This window comes from Christiangramia gaetbulicola, from assembly GCF_003054225.1.
Lineage (GTDB): Bacteria > Bacteroidota > Bacteroidia > Flavobacteriales > Flavobacteriaceae > Christiangramia > Christiangramia gaetbulicola.
Map to the genome: position 1 here is coordinate 834,594 of NZ_QBKQ01000003.1, position 22,014 is coordinate 856,607.

12 protein-coding genes are annotated in these 22,014 nt (G+C 39.1%); 6 read left to right on the forward strand and 6 right to left on the reverse strand.

Annotated elements, in window-relative coordinates; translation table 11 throughout:
* Window positions 1-6 precede the first annotated feature (6 nt).
* The 3 genes from C8P64_RS15240 to proC are packed head-to-tail and all read right to left on the reverse strand — an operon-like array spanning window position 7 to window position 2,853.
* On the reverse strand, window positions 7-1,206 hold the full coding sequence (locus C8P64_RS15240) for a glutamate-5-semialdehyde dehydrogenase (protein ID WP_108172933.1): 1,200 nt from the start codon (window positions 1,204-1,206) through the stop codon (window positions 7-9).
* Window positions 1,207-1,241: 35 nt separating this feature from the next.
* Entirely contained in the window at window positions 1,242-2,015 is a 774-nt protein-coding gene (gene proB, locus C8P64_RS15245; RefSeq protein ID WP_108172976.1) for a glutamate 5-kinase, read from the reverse strand.
* Between the two features lie 28 nt (window positions 2,016-2,043).
* Window positions 2,044-2,853 (reverse strand): pyrroline-5-carboxylate reductase, encoded by an 810-nt coding sequence (gene proC / locus C8P64_RS15250; RefSeq protein ID WP_108172934.1) that lies wholly within the window; start codon window positions 2,851-2,853, stop codon window positions 2,044-2,046.
* Between the two features lie 616 nt (window positions 2,854-3,469).
* Between proC and C8P64_RS15255 the strand changes: the two genes are divergently transcribed.
* From C8P64_RS15255 to C8P64_RS15270, 4 genes are all read left to right on the forward strand, one after another.
* On the forward strand, window positions 3,470-7,132 hold the full coding sequence (locus C8P64_RS15255) for a chemotaxis protein CheB (RefSeq protein WP_108172935.1): 3,663 nt from the start codon (window positions 3,470-3,472) through the stop codon (window positions 7,130-7,132).
* Between the two features lie 7 nt (window positions 7,133-7,139).
* Window positions 7,140-9,353, forward strand: a complete 2,214-nt coding sequence (locus tag C8P64_RS15260; protein ID WP_108172936.1) for an ATP-binding protein — start codon at window positions 7,140-7,142, stop codon at window positions 9,351-9,353.
* 66 nt (window positions 9,354-9,419) lie between these two features.
* Window positions 9,420-9,980 (forward strand): response regulator, encoded by a 561-nt coding sequence (locus C8P64_RS15265; RefSeq protein WP_108172937.1) that lies wholly within the window; start codon window positions 9,420-9,422, stop codon window positions 9,978-9,980.
* A complete protein-coding gene (locus C8P64_RS15270; protein ID WP_245889714.1) occupies window positions 9,961-10,518 on the forward strand; it encodes a biliverdin-producing heme oxygenase in 558 nt (185 codons plus the stop codon). The genes C8P64_RS15265 and C8P64_RS15270 overlap by 20 nt, the downstream gene beginning before the upstream one ends.
* A 16-nt stretch (window positions 10,519-10,534) precedes the next feature.
* Here the strand turns inward: C8P64_RS15270 and C8P64_RS15275 are convergent, their stop codons facing one another.
* The gene (locus C8P64_RS15275; protein ID WP_108172939.1) at window positions 10,535-11,119 is read right to left on the reverse strand and encodes a pseudouridine synthase; all 585 of its coding nucleotides are present in this window, start codon (window positions 11,117-11,119) and stop codon (window positions 10,535-10,537) included.
* 103 nt (window positions 11,120-11,222) lie between these two features.
* On the opposite strand from C8P64_RS15275, the gene wrbA reads away from it, so the two are divergent.
* Window positions 11,223-11,825: an NAD(P)H:quinone oxidoreductase gene (wrbA, locus tag C8P64_RS15280; protein WP_108172940.1), complete on the forward strand. Its 603-nt coding sequence runs from the start codon at window positions 11,223-11,225 to the stop codon at window positions 11,823-11,825.
* A gap of 116 nt (window positions 11,826-11,941) precedes the next feature.
* Here wrbA and C8P64_RS15285 read toward each other — a convergent pair whose 3' ends face one another.
* Together C8P64_RS15285 and C8P64_RS15290 are read right to left on the reverse strand one after the other, a co-directional pair.
* Window positions 11,942-14,092: a M3 family metallopeptidase gene (locus C8P64_RS15285; RefSeq protein WP_108172941.1), complete on the reverse strand. Its 2,151-nt coding sequence runs from the start codon at window positions 14,090-14,092 to the stop codon at window positions 11,942-11,944.
* Between the two features lie 389 nt (window positions 14,093-14,481).
* Window positions 14,482-15,516, reverse strand: a complete 1,035-nt coding sequence (locus C8P64_RS15290; protein WP_108172942.1) for a helix-turn-helix transcriptional regulator — start codon at window positions 15,514-15,516, stop codon at window positions 14,482-14,484.
* 541 nt (window positions 15,517-16,057) lie between these two features.
* On the opposite strand from C8P64_RS15290, the gene C8P64_RS15295 reads away from it, so the two are divergent.
* Window positions 16,058-22,014, forward strand: a 5,957-nt coding sequence (locus C8P64_RS15295; protein WP_211307621.1) for a MopE-related protein, incomplete at its 3' end; no start/stop codon positions are given.

The window sequence follows — 22,014 nt, forward strand, 5'->3', positions numbered from 1 at the left end:
GAGTAATTATACTCTTACGTGCCCTTCACCAAGAACATAGTATTTATTAGTCACTAATTGTTTCAATCCTAGTGGACCTCTATGGTGAAGTTTATCTGTAGAGATCGCCAGCTCTGCACCAACTCCCATTTGTCCTCCATCAGTAAATCTTGTGGAAGCATTATGGTATACCGCAGCACTGTCTACCTGTTCCATAAAGGTAAGAGCTTCATCTTTATCTTTTGTGATAATAGAAGCAGAGTGACCTCCAGAATACTGGTTGATCTTTTCGATAGCTGCATCCAGCCCATCGATCGCTCCGATAACAATTTTCATTGCTAGAAACTCCTCGTACCAGGTATCTTCAGAAGGTACTTTTTCAGCATCGGTTAATACTTTAGATACTTCATCATCAACAAGAATATTTACCTTATTATCTCTGAATAATTCTTCAAGTTCTTTCAATTTAGATTCATATCCTTCGATATTCTTATCTACAAGAACTTTATCCAGGGCATTACAACCTGAGATTTTATCTATTTTCGCATTTAACATCACTTTTTTAGCGACATCAAAATCTGCATTTTTAGAGACATATAGGAAATTGTTTCCTCTACCGCTTACCAGTACTGCTCCGGTAGCGTGCTCTTTAACGAATGCGATCAATCTTTCACCACCACGTGGTACGATAAGATCTAATTGTTCTGGTGGATTTTTTAGGAATTCCTGGGTCTCAGTTCTGTCAAGGTGAAGCAACTTGATCCATTCTTTTCCAAGTCCATTTTCTTCAAGGGCTTCATGCCAGCACTCTTCAAGAATCTTATTACTATTAATGGCTTCTTTACCACCTTTTAAGTAGATCTTGTTATTTGCTTTAAAAGCAAGAACCGCAGCCTCGATAGTTACATCTGGTCTGGATTCATAAATGATCATTATATTTCCGAAAGGAGCTGTTTTATTGGTAATATCAAGACCTGTATCCAGCTTACGATGCTCGATCACCTGTCCAACGGGATCTTCCTGTTCCATTACTTCTTTAACAGACTGGATCATTCCGTCAACCTTCTTTTCATCAACGATCAATCTATCATACATTGCCTGATCGTCCTTACTGAAAGCTTCAAGGTCCTTTTTGTTCGCTTCAATAATTTCTTTACGTCTTTTATCCAGGATATTCATCATGGATTTAAGTACGTTATTTTTAGTTTCAGATTTTATCAACTTCATTTCTTCGTTTCTTTTAGTTTAGTTAATCTATTTATTTACGAGGTGAATTTTGTACCAACAGGTTTTCCTGCCATAATATCAAGGATCACATCTTCACGTTTACCGTTGGCAATGTAAGTAGTGATATTTTTGGCGGCAGTACCTTTGGCGATCTTGATCTTGGATTCCATACCGCCACGGCCTTCGCCTTCACCTTTGTCAGATTCCTGAACATATTTTTCAACATTTTCATCAACCTGAACTTTATTCAGTTTTTCGGAATCTTCATCTTCAGGATGCCCGGTATACAATCCGTCAGTATCACTTAATATAATAAGTTTTTCAGCGCCTATTAGTTCAGCAACCAGGCTGGCCAATTCATCATTATCAGAGAACATAGACATGGTTACAGAAACCGCGTCATCTTCATTTGCAATTGGAATAATTCCTTCAGAAAGAAGAGATTCATAACAATTGATCATGTTTTCTCTGTGAATTCCAGGGCTAAAGTCACGTTTGGTGGCCAGAACCTGCGCACATCTCATTCCGTAGTCATGGAAAATGCTATAGTAATGACGCATCATTCTTGGTTGTCCTACAGATGAGTACACCTGTCTACGTTTACTTTCATCTTCTATACTTATTTCTCCAAGAATTTCTTTTCCGGCAATCGCCGAACCTGAAGAAACCAGTACTACCATTATATCTTCTTCATATAAGGTCGCTATTTGTCTTACCAGACTTTTTAATACAGGTCCTAAAATTCTATTGTCTTTGTTGGTCATTACATTGGTACCAACTTTTACAACAATTCTTCTCTTTGTATCCATTTTAGAGTGTTTATCTAACTTTTGAATATTATTTTTTCTCTTCTCCAAGTTCTACGGCGCGATCAAATGCTGCATAGGCTGCATCTTTGATCAGTTCCTTTACGTTATTATCGTCCATGGAATCAAGGGCCGCCCTGGTAGTTCCACCTTTAGAAGCTACACGGTCCATCCAGGTATCTGGAGAAAGGTCGTTTTGGTTGAATAATTCTACTGCGCCTTCGAAGGTCTGGCTTACTAATACCTTGGAATCATTTTTAGAGAATCCCATTTTCTGAGCTGCTTCCAGCATAGAGTTCATGAAATAGAAAACATATGCCGGTCCACTACCAGAAATACCGGTAGAGGCATCTATATAATTTTCGTTTTCTACATGAATTGATTCACCAGTAGTATCTAATAGGTTGCGTACCATTAATAGCTCTACTCTGGATACTTCTTTAGATTCTGTATAAGAAGTAACTCCTTTCCCAACCTGAGCGGGTAGGTTAGGCATTGATCTTACTACTTTTTTTACTCCAAGACCTTCCTGAATCTTATTTATAGTAACTCCGGCCATAAGGGATACAAATATCTGGTCCTTATTAACCATAGGTTTCATTTCCTCAAAAAGTTCATCACAGTGGTAGGGTTTTACAGCTATGAATACCATATCTGCTTTGGGCAGGCATTCTTCCAGTGATTCAAATACGTCGAAATGGTCAAGATCACGTAATCTTGCAATCACATCTGCCGACTTATCAAAAACCATAAGGTTTCTTCTATTCAACATTGCAGATTGCGCCATTCCTTCAGCGTAAGTTAATCCCATGTTTCCTGCTCCAATAACTAATGTCTTCATTTTTGTTTTTTTGGTTCAATTTTTATTGGCTTTCTGCCAATTAGTTCCGCCCTGTATTGGGCAAAGACCGTGCGACAAAGCCAATAATATTGGTTAGCATTAATTTTGAGAGGATAATTTACCCTGATTTTGTGGAAGCTTGCATTAAGAAAAACATAAAATCCTGTAAAAAATCTTAAACAGAGTCTCTGATAAACCTCTATATATTTATGTTTTCGAATTTAATCATGTTGATTTAAAGCTTATCTACCCTGAATTTTAAGGATATGATATTTCCTAATTTTGGTGGAAAAAAAGATCTATAGGCCAAGTCTTAAAAAAATGTTATTTATAATTTAAGTTTCTTAAGAAATCCAAATATTTGCAGAAATGGCAACATTCTGTAATTATGTCAGGTCCTTTTAGTAGGAATTATCCTAATCGACTATTTCAAATAGAAATTCTGGCATGAAATTTCCACAAAGTAACCCTCGAAGAATAGGAATTGCTGAGAAATACAGGCATTTGATACAATAATTGTTTGAATAGTATCATTTGCAGCGAAAAAAATATTTTATAATTACAGATTGCGAATGATCTATTGGATTATTCAAGTAAAAACCTACTACTCAGATTAATGAAAAGTACTAAGACGCGTTCTACAGCTGAGTCTGTAAAAGAAAACAATATTCAAGATACCCGCATTATTGCTGTGGGTGCAAGTGCCGGAGGACTGGAGGCATTGAAAGCTTTTTTCAAGAATATTCCCGCCGGCGATAAGAATGCTTTTGTGGTAATTCAACATTTGTCTCCCGATTATAAAAGTATGATGGGAGAATTATTAAAGAAGAATACGAATCTTCCAATAGTTCAGATTACCGATGATATGGAAGTAAAACCAGGGCATGTTTATTTAATTCCGCCCGCGAATAATTTGGTCCTGGATGGTAATTCCCTGAAACTTACAGATAAACCAAATAATCAGACTCTTAACCTGCCTATAGATATGTTCTTTGAATCTATGGCCAAGCAGCGTAAGGAGAAAAGTATTGGTATTGTATTGAGTGGAACCGGGAGCGATGGTACCAGGGGAGTGAGAGCTATTAAAGAAAATGATGGAATGGTCATGGTACAGGATCCGGCAGAATCCAAATTCGATGGAATGCCTAAGAGTGCCATTAATACTGGCCTTGTAGATTATATATTACCTGTGGAAGAAATGGGACCTGAGTTGAAGGAATTTATTACCGCACCACCAATTTTCCATTTTGAAGATGGTGATGTGCAGTATGACGAAAAGGAGCTAAATAAGATCCTTAATTATATAGATGAGCAGGCAGGCCTGGATTTTAGAGAATATAAATATGCTACGCTTGCACGCAGAGTGGCCCGTAGGGTGAATATCTGTAAGTGTAAGAATCTAAGAGAATATTACGAATACCTGCAGGAGGAAGAAGAGGAAGTAGAGATCCTGTACAGGGAATTTCTTATTGGTGTTACCAAGTTCTTTCGTGATGATAAAGTATGGGAAATTCTAAGAAAAGATGTTTTTCCAAAACTTATCGAGGAAAAGAATGACGGCGACACCCTGAAATTATGGGATGTAGGTTGCAGCACTGGAGAGGAAGCCTATTCTTTTGCCATGTGTCTGCACGAAGAAATGGATAAACAAGGTAAGGATCTTGAGATCAAGATCTTTGCAACCGATATTTCTCAGCCACATCTGGATATAGGTAGTAAAGGAATATATCCTGAAAGTATCGTAGCAGATGTTTCCAAAGATTTTCTTCTGAAATACTTTCTGAGTAAAACAAATGGTTACCAGATCTCAGAGAAGATCAGAAGAACGGTAATCTTTTCAAAACATAACATAATCAAGAACCCTCCATTTAGTAATATGGATATTGTGGTTTGTAGAAATCTTTTGATCTATTTCCAGAATAGCATCCAGAAGAAAGCCATGAATATGCTGCATTATGCTCTTAAAAAGGATGGAGTTCTGGTTCTTGGAACTAGCGAAAGCGTGCATAGCCACAAAGAGAATTTTGCTGAAATAGATCGCAGATGGAAGATCTATAAGAATATAAAACCTAGCACAAGGATAAAGAATGGGATTAGCCATGCTAATGCGAGCGGCGGATTGAATGCCTCCCTTATAGAAAATAAGGCGGAACGCGATAAGAAAAGATTCAGAAATCAATCAAGCAATCCTATCAGGCAGAAGCTTCAGAACGAACTCAACGAAACCATTTTAGAGCAATTCGGTGGAGCTTCGGTATTTGTAGATGCAGAATATAATATCCTTCAGGCGGTAGGTGAATTTAGAAAATATGCCAACCTGCCTTTAACTGGTTTTTCGATAAACCTTCTGGATATGTTAGACAGCGACCTTAAATATATCGTTCAGTCTACATTCAATAAAGCCTTTAAACAAAAGGAAAGAGTTGTTTATCGTGATGTGGTCATCAAACAGAAGAATGGCAATATTGGAGCCGATATCGTAATAAAACCATTTACAGACCATAGCCTGGAAGGTGAAACCAATTACGTGATCACCTTCATTGAAAAAGAATTGAACTTTGAAGAGGTTGAAGAGGTTCAAAAGATAAGTCCTAGCAACCAGACAAAAGAATATGTCGCTAACCTTGAACATGAGCTAAAAAGCACCAAGGAAGATCTGCAAACCTCACTGGAGGAGATCGAAACCAGTAATGAAGAATTACAGGCGGCAAATGAAGAACTACTCGCTTCTAACGAGGAATTGCAGAGCACCAATGAAGAACTGCAAAGTGTTAACGAAGAGATTAACACGGTGAATGCTGAGAATATTCAGAAGATGGACGATCTGGCTGCTTTAAACGCAGACATGAACAACCTTCTTAAAAGTACCGATATTGGGGTTATTTTTCTCGATTCAGATTTCAAGATCAGGAAATTCACCCCGGCTATCAAGAAGCATTTCAGCTTGATAAACGGTGATATAGGTAGACCTATAGATAATTTCACCAACAGCTTTGGGCTTACCAGAAAGCAGAATTTCCTGGACAGGTGTCAGAAAGTTCTTGACAATGGTAAGACCCTGGAAAAACATATAGTATCCAGGGAAGGTAAGAACTATCTGCAACGAATTAGTCCTTATATGGACTCAAATAATGAGGTAAACGGAGTAGTTATTTCATTTATTGATATCGAGACTATCCAGAAATCCAAGGAGAAATTGATCGCCAGTGAAAAAAGGTTCAAGTCATTCTATGAGGATGATCCCGTGTTGCACGTTAGTGTAGATCCAAAAACATCCAAGATCGTTCAGTGCAATAAAAAAGCTGTTCAAAAACTTGGTTATGAATCCAAAGATGACCTTATAGGAATGGCAATTCAAGAGTTGTTTGATAAGGATTCGCAGTTAACGGCGATGAAGCTGAAAACAAGTATTAAGAAATCTGGAGAATTAATTAATCTCGAGCAGAACATGGTTACCAAAAAAGGAGAGATCCTACCGGTAATTCTTAATGCTACTGCAGAGAAGGATGAAAATGAAAACCTGATCACCATCAGGTATACTTGCGTTGATATTTCAGCTCTTAAAATTGCTCAGGAACAATTAAGAGAGCAAAAGGCCGATCTTGAAAGAGCTAACAGGGATCTGGAACAATTCGTTTCTATTTGTTCACATGACCTTCAGGAACCATTGGCGACCATTAAATTTGGTAGTGATGTTCTTGGGAAAATGTATGCCAGTAAGCTGGATGAAAAAGGTGAAAACTATATTAAGTATATCAAGAACGCGTCAGACAGGCTTTCGGCCCAGATTCGCGCTTTGCTGGAACATTCCAGAATTGGTAAGAATGGCGAGAAAACCCTTGTAGATACTAAAGAAATTGTTGAGGTCGTTAAATATGATCTTGGTAAAAGTATCAAGGATGCCAACGCCAAAATTCATACCGGCGCTCTTCCGAAACTTAAGGGATACGAAGTAGAGCTTAGGCTGTTGTTCCAAAACCTTATTAGTAATGCCATAAAATATGTTCCCGAAGACAGGGATCCGGAGATAAGGATCTCTTCTTATAAGGAAAACGATTACTGGGTATTTTCCATTATGGATAATGGATTGGGAATTTCCAAAGAAGATCAGAAGAACATTTTTACCATTTTTAACCGTGTTCCAGGTAACGAGAGTATGGAAGGAACCGGGGTAGGTCTGGCCCATGTTGAAAAGATCGTGCTTTTACATGAAGGTACAATTTGGGTGGATTCGCAGGAAGGTGTAGGAAGTACTTTCTATTTTAAATTAAAAGCATAAAATTATAATGCCCGAGAATGTTCAGTACCCTGAAAAAGTAGATCTCTCAAGTTGCGAAAAAGAACCTATCCATATTATTGGTGCGACCCAGTCTCACGGGGTTCTTGTTTCCTGCAATAAATCTACTGGTGAGATCACCCAGATAGGGGAGAATTGTAAGGATATTTTCGGGATCTCTGCGGAAGACCTTCTGGGTAAGGATCTGGACGTTTTACTGGATGCTAATTCGTCTGAAGAAATTAAAGGCACGGTGTTGGGACACGGTGTCTTTGAGGTTAAGGAAGCGGTGATCAACGACCGGGATTTTGTGGTGATCCCTCATATTTCCGGAGAAAACCTTATCCTTGATATTGAACCTGTAGATACCAAGAAGAACAGTTTTGATTTTCAGAAGAATCTTTCCAGTCTTTTAAATACTTTAAGCGCTTCAGAAACTGCCGATGAACTTTGCGAAGATGCCGCGAAGACCACCAAGTCCATTTTTGGTTATGACAGGGTGATGATCTACAAATTCGATGAAGAGTGGAACGGCAAGGTGATCGCTGAAGAGAAAAATGAAAATATGGAAAGCTGGCTGGGACTGCATTATCCCGCTAGTGATATTCCAAAACAAGCCCGGGAATTGTTCCTTAAGAACAGGGTGCGCATAATTACAGATGTAAACTATTCTCCTGTAGAGATCGTTCCTACGCTTTCTCCAATTGATGGAAAACCACTGGATCTTAGTAATTCAAAATTACGCGCGGTTTCACCTATTCACATAGAATATCTTCAAAATATGCAGGTAGGCGCCTCGCTTACGGCGGCACTTATCAGCAATGGTAAACTATGGGGATTACTGGCCTGTCATCATTCTGAGGCGAAATATATTAATTATTATCAGCGACAAACCTGCGAATTCCTTATACAGATCTTTTCGAATGAATTGTCTTTAAAGAACTCTAATAGTTTTGTGCGGAATGTCGAAAAACTTGACAGGTTCAGTACAAAATTGATCGATCAGGTAAATCAAGTAGAGAATATCAAAAAAGGATTGATCCATTCAACCGTAAAAGTAACCGATCTATTTCCCTGTTCCGGTGCAGCTGTGGTTTTAGGTGGAAAGATCAAACTTGCAGGAAATACTCCCGAAAAGGCCCAGGTTAAAAAGCTTATCAAGAACTTTCTGGCTAAAAAGAAAGACAGTCTTTACTTCAGCCGTAGTTTAATGCAGGAATATCCTGTTGCCGAGACTTTTAAGGACAAAGGTTCTGGTATTCTAAGTATAAGATTAGGACAGGGAGAACGTGATTTTATTATCTGGTTTAGACCAGAGGCGGTACAAACTGTAGATTGGGGTGGAAATCCTGAAAATAAAGCGACCTATGATAAAGAGAAGGACCGTCTAACTCCCAGGAAGTCTTTTGAAAAATGGACCGAAGAATTAACCGGAGTTGCCGATGCCTGGAAGGATTTCGAGATAAACGCTGCCCGCAAGTTAGGTGAAAGTGTAAGTTATATCATTCTGGAAAATCAGAAGAAGGAGATCGATACACTGAATAACCAATTGATTACTGCGCACAACGAACTGGAATTATTCAGCCAGGGTTTATCCCACGATCTTAAAGCTCCATTAAGAGGTATCGATGGGTATGCACATATACTTAAAGAAGATCATTATGCAGATCTGCAAAAGGAAGGGCAATTAGCCGTGGATACCATTCTTAGTTCTGTTGAAGAAATGCAGGATCTTATCGATAACATACTAGATTTTGCAGGAGTATCCAATCAGGATATCAGGAAGATGACTAGTTCTGTGAATAATATGATCCAGGATATTTTTGTTTCTTTCAATGTAAGATCAAATTATCCCCATACCAGTATCGAGGTTGAAGAAAATATGCCCAAAATCGTTGGGGATAAAAGGATGCTCAGCCAGATCTGGTCTAACCTTATTACCAACGCGCTGAAGTATAGCGAAAGGTCTAAGGATCCTAAAATAGAAATAGGGTCGAAGAACATAGACAGGAAAACTGTTTATTATGTTAAGGACAATGGAGTGGGCTTTGATCCTGTTTATAGTGAAAAGATCTTTGACCTGTTCTCCAGATATTCCGGAGACAACTACAAAGGAACCGGCATAGGACTAGCCATCGTTAAAAAGATCATCGAAAAACACGATGGGAAAATATGGGCAGATAGTGAACTGGGCAAAGGAACCACCTTCTACTTCTATGTTTAACAATTCAAAATTGTTAATTATGCCGCTTTGTGATATTTTCGCGTACTTTTTAGACGCAGTGTAATAATGATCAATACATCTCTCAGAATATTACTGGTAGAAGACCAGGAGACCGATGCAGCCTTAATCCAGAGGCAAATAAAAAAGGCAATAAAAAATCCTGAGATAGAAGTCACAGATAATCTGGATGACTGTCATGACCTTCTGGTTAATTTCGCCCCAGATGTTGTGCTTTCAGATTATAACCTTCCAACCTGCACTGGTCTGGACGTAATGGAGCTGGTAAAGGAGTATGATGAGAAAATCGCTTTTATTTTTATTACCGGGACCATCAATGACGAAGAACTCGCTGCGAATACTATTTTAAATGGAGCTTCCGGGTATATTCTCAAGAAGCATATGAATAACCTTGCCGAGAAGCTTGAACCTCTCTTTAAAAAGGTCATTATTAACATGGTGGCGAGAGATGAATTAAGAGAGCGTATCAGGGACAACAAGATCACGGTTAACCAGATCTATGATTTTCTGGATAAGATTAACGAGGATAACGCAGAGCACAGGGAGAATATTGAAAGGATTAGAAAGGCGATAAATCAATTTAAGCTGGATGACGAAGATGTTGAATAGATTGAGGGAAGAAACGGCCGAATTACACCGGGAACTGGAAAAAGAAAATCTTGCCAATAAGATCATGGATCAATCCATAGATCTTGAGGAATATAAAAACCTGCTATTTCAGAATTTTCTGGCTTATGAAAATGCCGAAGCAGAGATCACGAAATTCATATCTGGATATTCCAGCGATAAGTCAATGAGACTTAAAGAGGACCTTCGGGGGATTGGGGTAGAAAACTTCACTTGCTCCCTTGATTTTTCATGTTCTTCTGAAGCTGAAGCCATTGGCGCAGCTTATGTTCTGGAAGGCTCAGCGATGGGAGGGATGCTCATTGGGAAGGAATTGAAAAAATGTTCTTTTTTTGACGAGATCCCGGAACAACTATTTTTTAATGGAAAACGTGACGGTATAAAGGGCTGGAACGAATATTTAAAATTCCTGAGATCACGCGATTTTTCTGATGCTGAAATTGATTCAGCTGCCAGTAAAGCGAAGGAAACTTTCCTGCTATTTGGAGAAGCTTTCAAACTAGACCTTTCCAGCTGCTAGAACTCCTATAATAGCACTATAGGTTAAAGCTTTCCCTTGGGATTACTTCGCCAGCCTGCATGTTTTCCAGTGTTTCTTTGCCTATTCTTACTCTAACCAGTCTTAGGGTTGGGAATCCTACAGCAGCTGTCATTTTTTTGACCTGCCTGAATTTACCTTCGGTCAAAGTAACGCTTATCCAGCTGGTAGGTCCATGGCGTTCATCTCGTATTTTTTTCGCGCGTTCAGGGAAGACAGGTCTTTCTTTCAGGATCTCGGCCTTACATTCTTTAGTTTGATAGGCTTTACCGTAAATACTGATTTCTACTCCGGTCTGCATTTTTGTAATAGCATCTTCGGTGATCTCACCGTCCACCTGTACATAATACTCCTTTTCGCTATTTCCAGCGGTGATCTTAGTGCTCAGTTTACCATTAGTAGTAAGTAATAATAGACCTTCAGAATCCTTATCCAGCCTGCCAATAGACATGGTGCCTTCAGGAAAATCATGCAATTCGCCTAGTAGTTTGAACTTGCCGGCTGTTCTTTGGTTGGTAATGAACTGGCTGAGGTATCCGTAAGGTTTATAAATTTTAAAATGTTTGTGAAAATCCTGATGCATTAATTTCAATATAGATTTTTCATTTAAAATTTATAAAAAATTTAAAAGTTGTTTCCGAGGAATCTGATTAAGTTACGGTGAAGATAAAATAAATTACATAATTATGAATATTGCAATTATATATTACAGCGCAACCGGTACGAATCATCAGATGGCAAAATGGGCTGCTGAAGCTGCTAAATCTGAAGGAACACACGAAGTGAGGTTAAGGAGAATTAGAGAAACTGCTCCTAAGGAAGCTATAGAGTCTAATGATGCCTGGAAAAAGCATCATCAGGCCACCCAGGATATAGAAACAGCCGAATTAGACGATCTGGATTGGGCTGATGCTATTATTTTCAGTATTCCTACGAGATACGGAAATTTACCTTCTCAGGTGCAGGCCTTTTTCGATACCACCGGTGGTCTCTGGAGCCAGGGCAAACTGGTAAATAAAGTAGTTTCTGGTATGACCAGTGCACAAAACCCGCATGGGGGCCAGGAAACCACCTTGCTTTCTCTATACAAAAGCATGTATCACTGGGGGGCTATAGTTGCAGCACCGGGATATACCTCAGAGGAACTTTTTAAAACTGGTGGTAATCCATACGGTTTCAGTACCAACGGGGGAGTAGATAATCTTGATGAAAAGTCTAAAACATCGATTACGCATCAGGTAAAGCGCGCGATTAAAATTGCTGAATGTATAAAGAAAGGAATGAGTTAAAAATACTAATGACTTAGATTTAAAATTAGAAATAAGGCAGAATAGAAACTCTGTTTCACTAATTAAATTAAAAATGCCCTGAGATCTCAGGGCATTTTTAATAAATGGAATTTAAATTATTTATTTTCTGTTTCCGGAACAGGGAAACCACGATCGCGCATTAAAGCATCGATCTTTGCATCTCTGCCTCGAAACTTTTTATAAGCTTCCGCAGGATCCATGGCATTTCTTGGTGCGAACAGGTCCTTCACAAGTTTATTTGCCAATTCCTTATCGTAGAAACCTCCCGGTGCTTCCGCAAAAGCTTCTGCAGCATCAGAGGTAAGCACATCTGCCCATAAATAGCCGTAATAACCGGTGGCATAACCCTCGCCTGAAAAAACATGGCCAAAATGAGGAGTTCGGTGACGCATCACAATCTCTTCAGGCATGTTCAATTCCTTCAGCGTTTCTCTTTCAAAAGTATCTGGATCGATCTCATCTGGATCTGTGGTATGATATTTCATATCCATGATCGCAGATGCAAGGAACTCTGTAGTCGCAAATCCCTGGTTAAAAGTAGAAGCTTTCTTGATCTTTTTCACCAACTCTTCCGGGATCACCTCATTGGTTTCGTGATGTCTCAAAAACTGATTGATCACCTTATCTGTAGATAACCATCTTTCCAGTAACTGGGACTGGAATTCAGTATAATCTCTTACCCCGCTATTTAAGGTTGGATATTTGATGTCTGCCGAAAGGAAATGCAGTGCATGTCCAAATTCATGGAAAAATGTCTCAGCATCATCCCAGGACACTAAAACAGGCTCACCGGGCGCGGGTTCAATAAAGTTAGAATTATTTGAAGCAAGGACTGGTTTTTCACCCATTAATTCGCTGTAACTGCGATAGGTGGTCGCCCATGCCCCAGATCTTTTACCCTGACGAGCATATGGATCCAGGTACCAAAGACCAACGATCTCTCCTGAATCTTTGTCTGTAACTTCCCACACTTTTACATCTTCATGGAATACTGGTACTGAGCCTTCTTCTACAGGAGTAAATTCAAAATTGAATAATTCTCCGGCGGTGAAGAACAATGCCTGGGTAAGATTTCCTAATTCCAGGTATTGTTTTACTTCTTCGCTATCCAGGTCATATTTCTTTTTTCTAACCTTTTCAGCATAAAAGCGGTAATCCCATGGTTTTATGGTAATATCCTTTCCTTCGGCATTTGCAATTTCCTGCATATCCTGAACTTCTTCTTCAACTCTTGCTAGTGCCGCAGGCCATACCTTCATCATAAGGTCCATGGCATTTTCGGGATTTTTTGCCATTCGGTTTTGTAGTCTCCATTCGGCATAATTGTCGTAACCCAGAAGTTCCACCCTTTCATCACGTAGCTTCAGGATCTTCTTTACTATCTCGTTATTATCGTATTCATCTCCATTATCGCCACGGGAATAGTAATTTTTCCACACCTTTTCACGCAATTCCCTTTCGGTAGAATAGGTGAGGAAAGGATCCATTGAGGACCTGGTATTGGTAACGGCATATTTGCCTTTTTCGCCACGCTCTTCTGCAGCCTGGGCAGCAGATTTTATATAGGATTCAGGTAAACCACCTAATTGATCCTTGTCTAGGTAGATAACATAATTCTCTTCATCTGCAAGGACATTATTAGAGAACTGCGTGTATAATCCAGATAATTCTTTATTTATAGCCGCATAGCGTTGCTTATCCTCTTTATTAAGTTCAGCACCCTGCATGGCAAAATCTTCGTAGATAAGGTCTATGACCCTTTGTTCTGCAGGTTCCAGTGGATTCTTCTGTGATTTTTCATAGACGATTTTTATACGTTTGAAAAGTTCTTCATTCTGACTGATCTTAGAAGAGAATTCCGAGATCTCTGGCGCTAGTTCCCTCTGCACCTCTCTGAATTCTGGACTTGAAATATTACTACTGAAGATCCCGTAATAGGTAAAAGCACGATCCAATTCTTCCCCGGCTTTTTCCATAGGAATAATAGTATTCTCAAAAGTAGGTTCTTCTGAATTTGCGGTAATTTTATCAATTTCTGCGAGATGCATTTCCATGCCTTTTCGAACCGCCGGCTTTACAAGGTCAACTTTCATTTTATCGAAGGCCGGAACTCCCTGGTAGGGGCCGGTCCATTCTGCTAGCAAAGGATTACTCATAGATTTTTGTTCATTTTCCTGGCCATTACAATAGCCCATTATTGAAACCAGAGCGAAAACGCTTAGGCCTTTCTTTACTTGTAATTTCATTATAAATTTGGTTTGAAAACAGGCCTGAATATACGAAGTATTGAGCTTTTTCAGGGTATTAAAACGTGGAGATTCTTTGTGTTTATTAGAAGGAAAATGGCGAAAAAACGAAAATCCGTGTTTTTTAAAATGGCTAATTCAAAAAAGGACAGATTTTATTCTGATCTGGGAGCATGATAAGATGTATTTTCAATATTACAGGATCGCAGTTCTAACTTTTGAATGACAATTGATGACCCCAAATTGTCCTGTAACCTCCCTATCCAAACACGGATTTTCGTTTGTTAAATCTTGTCTCTAAGATACTCAAAAACAAGCTTATAAGAAAAGGGGAGAAACACCCTATTTTATTTTTTCGAACTGAAAAACAGGTAGTTAACTGAGCGGACTTAGTTCTCCTTGAGATCTTGAGAACCGATTTTTCTGGAAAGTATTTTTCTGGGGGAAACCCCATATTTTTCCTTAAAGATCTTGGAAAAATAGCTTCTACTGGATAATCCCAGTTCATAAACCACTTCACTAACATTTTTGTTACCGGCCAGAAGAATATTTAAAGCCCTGGTAAGCCTTACATCTCTGATGTATTCATTCACAGTTTTCCCGAATATGGATTGAAAACCCTCCTGAAGTTTATTGATGTTCACACCGGCAACTTTTGAAAGATCGGTTACTGTACCTGTATTGGAAATATTGGCATCTATATATTCTACGGCTTTTTCTATAGCCTTAATATCCTTTTCATTTAAACCGGAATTTCTGGTATTTTGATCATCTCTCTTAATACTGTTCAGCATATAGCTTAAAATCTCAAGAGCTTTGGCACCTATGAAATTGATCCTGGGAAAGCCTGTAATATCAGAGTTTCTGAGTTCCTTGATAGATTCAGCAGTTTTAATGCTGAAACGGGATTTTTCTGAAATTCTATTCTTTGCGCTGCAATCACTGAATAATTCGAAAAAGATTGGTTCCAGTTCCTTTAGATCAAAGGAAATATAATTCTGAAATTTGAGTCGGTCGATCTCTAAATAGCAAAGCTCAATTTCCTGGTCTTTGGGGAAATGGAGATTATGTGTTTCATTTTCCCTGGGGGCAGCGATTAGATATTCATGCTCAATAATAGAGGTGCATGCCTGGTTATGAGCAAAACTGCTATTTAAAGAACCTTCAACACAATAAATAAACCGTATTGGCTTTACCTTTAAATGGTTAAGGTTCAGCTGCAGGTCCTCTTTAAATTTGCAATGATAGGTATACAAACCAATACCGTTGGGAAAGTTGATCACCCTGATCTCGCCTTCACCCTTTGAATTGGGGATTTTTAAAATATATTCACCGAGGTCTTCGTTGTATATAGTACCCAGGTGATTGGCCAGTTCCGGGATGATATCGTCTACATCATTTAGCTCTAAATGGTAGGTATCCATTGGTTTATTTTAGTTAGTTGTAAGAAATACTTCTAAAAATACGGTCTAGTGTAGAATTTCCTGAAAAAACACAGTTAAACTTATACTAAATGATGATCTTTTAATTTATAAGTCTCTGTAAATCAAATTTTTAATGGAAAACCCTTAGTTTTTAAACAGAATAATTCAACTACTTTGTTTAAACTTAAAATTTTATTGTTTTAAACATTATTTCGGATCTCCCTACGATATCGATTTCCTGAATCAAATATTTTGAGCAAACGAATTATCAATTATTAAATCGTAGGGTATGATTTCAATTTACTTTTCATTCAAATTACTTTATCGGAAAATATTATTTTCTGAAAATCAGGGTAAACCCTAATTTTATTGGAATCTATTAATTGGTATTTTATTTCAGTGATTAATTCTTCAATGGCCGTTTCAAATTGTATAGGTATTTGATTTCAGCCAGTTCCCCCCGTGTTTCTTTATTATGCCTCAAAATTTCTGGAACTATACCAGGACACTTTTTTTATCAACCAACCAAAAACTCAGGCATATGAAATTTCTATACTTCTATCGTTTTTTTCTGAAAAAAATAATCTTTTGTTTTTTCCTTTTTTTTGGAGTAGGTCTATTTGCGCAAACTCCAATAAATATAAATGCTCCGGGTTCTCAAATTCTGGATGAAATTAATATTGGGCCACCAAATAATTTACCCATTTTAAAAATGGCCAAAAGGGCTCGTCCTTTTATACTGAATCCTGAAGTAAAAAATCATTCGGGATTATCTATTGGTGATGAAATTCAATTAGGATTGTTTAAAAATAAAAACTTCACTGCTATAATAGAAAGAAAGAGCACAGATATAAATGGTGTTACCAGCCTATCTTTAAAATTAAAAAATTATAAGTATGCCTATTCCATCATTAGCATATCTGAAGATTCATACTTTGTTACTGTTGATATACCTAGCTTGGAAGAAAGATATGCTACGAGAACAAAACGGAATAGTCAGGAGGCATATATGATTGAAATAGATAGTGAAAGTATCGAAGACCAGGGTTGCGGAAATACAGGTTTTGATTATAAGACGTTAAAAAAATCTAATGAAAAAAGTCAGGATTATCAAAAACTGGTAGATCCATTAGAAACCTGCCTCACCTTGCCCAATACTTCCGATCCTGCTATTGTGGATGTTTTGGTTGTTTATACTCCGGCGGCTAAAGCCTGGGCCGATTCTAATGAAGGAAGTATTAATAACACAATCGCTTCTGCCATCGCTCAAGCCAACGAAATTTCCACTAATAATTCACTGGGAATTCTTTTTCAACTGGTTCACTCTGCTCAAGTAGATTATTCAGAAGTTAGTGCAGGTACAGATCTTAATGCTCTGCGCAGTAGTACAGATACAGGTCCAAATTCTATAAATGAAGTACACGATTTACGCAAAACCTATAACGCTGATCTAGTATCTATGTTTACTGATTTAGTAGGGGATGGTATTGGAGGTATTGCCAACCTATGTACTTCACGCTATGGTGAACCTAATAAAGGATTCTCTAATGTTAAAGTTAGAAATGTAAATTCCATATATACTTTTATACATGAACTTTCTCATAATATGGGAGCGAATCATTATTATGATCAAGATTCTGGTCCCGGACCTACCAATTGGGTTGATTGGCCCGAAAATTCCTGGTCTAGTGGCTATAGGGATCAGGAAACTGGTACGGCAGGTGGAGATTTTAGAACCATCATGACGTATTCTGATGGTCTTCCTGGGCCCGTTATTCCCTATTTATCAGATCCATCCATAACTTATATAGGTACTCCAGAAAGTGATGATCCTTTAGGTGACCAGATTGGTGATCCAGCACTAGCAGACAATTCCCGAACACTATTAGAAATGAAACACGAGGTATCTCGTTATTCGGACTATGCCCAATATTGTTTAGCCGGTGAAGACGACCTTGTTGTTCAAAACCTATACTACATTTCTAATGTGTCTATTGGAGATATAAATCATAGTTCTATCGGAAGCTTTTATTCAGATCTTTCTAGTTTGGCAACCTGTATAGATCCTGGGGATACCCAAACCTTAACGACTGTTATAGTCGGGGCTACTTCCTCAGCCTATTTGGCAGTATGGATAGACTGGAACGATGATAAAATTTTCGACTCTAGTGAATTGGAATATCAATCCGTGCCAGGTATATCTGAGCATTCTTTTAATATTACTGCGCCATTAGGTTTCTCTGCCGGGGAAAAACGTATGAGAATCCGCACCTATGATACGGGTGAGAATACGGATCCAGATTGGATTCCGGGTAACTTGGACCCCTGCGGATTTTTTACCATAGGTGAGGTAGAAGATTATACTATTCTGTTAGGAGAAGGAACCCCCTGCGATATTAATTCTATTCCACAAAACTTAACCGCGCATGATATAACTGGAGGTGAAGCTACCATTTCATGGGATCCAGAATCTGGAGTGGACTATTATGAACTTCAATATCGGGAACTAGGTGAAACTAATTGGACTACAATTTCAAATATTTTATACCCTTACCAACAAATAACTGGATTAAATATTACAACAGAATATGAGGTTGAGGTCCGAAGTATTTGTTCTGGAGTTCCTACAGCTTATTCAAGTATTTTGCAATTCACTACAGATACCTATAGTTACTGTGATTCCAGTGGTAATACAACGGATAGCTACATAGCTCGTGTTCAATTAAATGCGTTAGACAACAGCTCCACTAATGAAAATGGGGGATATTCAGATTTTACCAGTTTATCTACGTCCTTAGAACAGAATACCAGTTATACTTTAACCATAACTCCTGGATGGACCGGAACTAATTATTCAATAGGATATGGTGTATGGATAGACTATAATTATGACGGAGACTTCGATGATCCGGAAGAAGAAGTTTTTCTACCCCCGGGTATAACATCAACGACACCTTTTAACGTGAACTTAACAGTTCCATATGGCGTACTACCCGGTCCTACAAGATTGAGAATTGTAGCCCGACAGGGAAATATTCCAAGTTCTTGCGGACTTTATTTTGGTGGAGAAACTGAAGATTACACCGTTATTTTAGGTGAAGGTCCAGAATGTGTTGCAGCAACCATACCAACAGGTTTAACCTTTGAAGATCCAATGTTAAGTTGGGAGGTAGTACCTGGTTCGACCTATGATATCCGTTACAGGGAAACTGGTTCATCAACCTGGATTGAAATAAGCGATATTCTTTATAACAATGTGAATTTACCCAATTTAATTTTTGATAAGGAATACGAAGCCCAGGTGCGAAGTAAATGTAGTGAACAGGATACTTCTGATTATTCTAACTCTCTTCTGTTTACAATTGGATATTGTGAGGCCGGAGCAACCAGCACTCAATTTGAAAAAATTTCTAATATTACTTTTAATACTATTGATAACCCTTCAACTTCTACTGCCGGATTTGAAGATTTTACAAGTATCTCGACAGATGTAGAATTGGACGGGACATATGATTTTTCAGCAACAATTTCCAATTTTGATTCTCGTGATGAACTTTTTGTCTGGATCGATTACAACCAAGATGGAGATTTTTCGGATCCAGGGGAACAGGTATTGACGAATTCTGAAGGAGTTAATCCTATGGTAGGAAGCATTACTATCCCAAATAGTGCTTCAATAGGGATAACACGTATGCGAATACGTTTGATTTTTCCTAGTGGAGCAAATAGAACACCTTGTGGTGATTCAACCTATGGTCAGGTAGAAGATTATTCAGTCAACATTATCGAATCCTGTACATCCCCAACAACATATTATACAGACAGTGATGGAGATAGCTTTGGGGATATTAATGATTTGGGTACTTCTTTCTGCAGCGATCCCGGTGAAGGATGGAGTCTGACAAATGACGACTGCGATGATAATGAGAATACAGTTTTTCCTGGGGCTCCGGAATTATGCGATGGACAGATTAATAATTGTAACACTGCTACATTGCCTTCCAATGAGATAGATGATGATGGCGATGGATATATTGAATGTACGATTGATGTAAATGGATGGGATGGAGTTGGTTCTGTTATAGGTGGTGACGATTGTGATGATGATGATGCCACGGTTTATCCAGGAGCACCTGAACTCTGTGATGGTCAGATCAACGACTGTACAACCACTGATTTAGCTTCTACCGAAGTTGATAACGATGGGGATGGTTATGTGGAATGCGATATTGATGCCGATGGCTGGGATGGTGATCCCTCGGTAATTGGTGGTGGCGATTGTAATGACGATCCAAATAATGGAGGAGCTGCGATCAATCCAGGAGCCACTGAAGTCTGTGATGGTATTGATAATGATTGTGATGGTCTTATCGATGATGATGATCCTGATGTTACCGGTCAATCGACCTGGTATGCAGATGCTGATGGAGATGGATTTGGAGATCCAAATACGACCTTAGAATCTTGTGGACAACCACAGGGATATGTAGCAGACAATACCGACTGTAATGATGATCCGAATAATGGAGGAGCTGCGATCAATCCAGGAGCCACTGAAGTCTGTGATGGTATTGATAATGATTGTGATGGTCTTATCGATGATGATGATCCAGACGTAACCGGTCAATCTACCTGGTATGCAGATGCTGATGGAGATGGATTTGGAGATCCAACCACGACCTTAGAATCCTGTGGACAACCAGAAGGATATGTAGCAGATAATACCGATTGTAATGATGATCCGAATAATGGAGGAGCTGCGATCAACCCAGGAGCCACTGAAATCTGTGATGGCATTGATAATGATTGTGATGGTCTTATCGATGATGACGATCCTGATGTTACCGGTCAGTCCACCTGGTATGCAGATACTGATGGAGATGGATTTGGAGATCCAACTACGACCTTAGAATCCTGTGGCCAACCAGAGGGATATGTAGCAGATAATACCGACTGTAATGATGATCCGAATAATAAAGGAGCTGCGATCAACCCAGGAGCTACTGAAGTCTGTGATGGTATTGATAATGATTGTGATGGTCTTATCGATAATGATGATCCGGATGTTACCGGTCAATCTACCTGGTATGCAGATACTGATGGAGATGGATTTGGAGATCCAAATACAACCTTAGAATCCTGTGGCCAACCACAGGGATATGTAGCAGACAATACCGACTGTAATGATGATCCGAATAATGGAGGAGCTGCGATCAACCCAGGAGCTACTGAAGTCTGTGATGGCATTGATAATGATTGTGATGGTCTTATCGATGATGATGATGATCCAGACGTAACCGGTCAATCTACCTGGTATGCAGATGCTGATGGAGATGGATTTGGAGATCCAACCACGACCTTAGAATCCTGTGGACAACCAGAAGGATATGTAGCAGATAATACCGATTGTAATGATGATCCGAATAATGGAGGAGCTGCGATCAACCCAGGAGCCACTGAAATCTGTGATGGCATCGATAACAACTGTGATGGCCAGATCGACGAAGGAGTCACCACGACCACTTATTATGTAGACAATGATGGTGATGGGTTTGGAGTAGACGATGCTGCCACCAATATTGATGCATGTGAAAATCCTGGAGAGGGTTATGCTACCCAGGCTGGAGATTGTAATGATAATGATCTTTCGATCAATCCAGTAGCCACTGAAGTCTGTGATGGCATTGATAATGATTGTGATGGTCTTATCGATGATGATGATCCAGACGTAACCGGTCAGTCTACCTGGTATGAAGATGCTGATGGAGATGGATTTGGAGATCCAACCACGACCTTAGAATCTTGTGGACAACCAGAGGGATATGTAGCAGATAATACCGACTGTAATGATGATCCGAATAATGGAGGAGCTGCGATCAACCCAGGAGCTACTGAAATCTGTGATGGCATCGATAACAACTGTGATGGCCAGATCGATGAAGGAGTCAGCACGACCACTTATTATGTAGACAATGATGGTGATGGGTTTGGAGTGGATGATGCAGCAACTAATATTGAAACCTGTGAAAATCCTGGAGAGGGTTATGCTACCCAGGCTGGAGATTGTAATGATAATGATCTTTCGATCAACCCAGGAGCCACTGAAGTCTGTGATGGTATTGATAATGATTGTGATGGTCTTATCGATGATGATGATCCGGATGTAACCGGTCAGTCTACCTGGTATGCAGATGCTGATGGAGATGGATTTGGAGATCCAAATACGACCTTAGAATCCTGTGGCCAACCACAGGGATATGTAGCAGATAATACCGACTGTAATGATGATCCGAATAATGGAGGAGCTGCGATCAATCCAGGAGCCACTGAAGTCTGTGATGGTATTGATAATGATTGTGATGGTCTTATCGATGATGATGATCCTGATGTTACCGGTCAATCGACCTGGTATGCAGATGCTGATGGAGATGGATTTGGAGATCCAAATACGACCTTAGAATCCTGTGGCCAACCACAGGGATATGTAGCAGATAATAC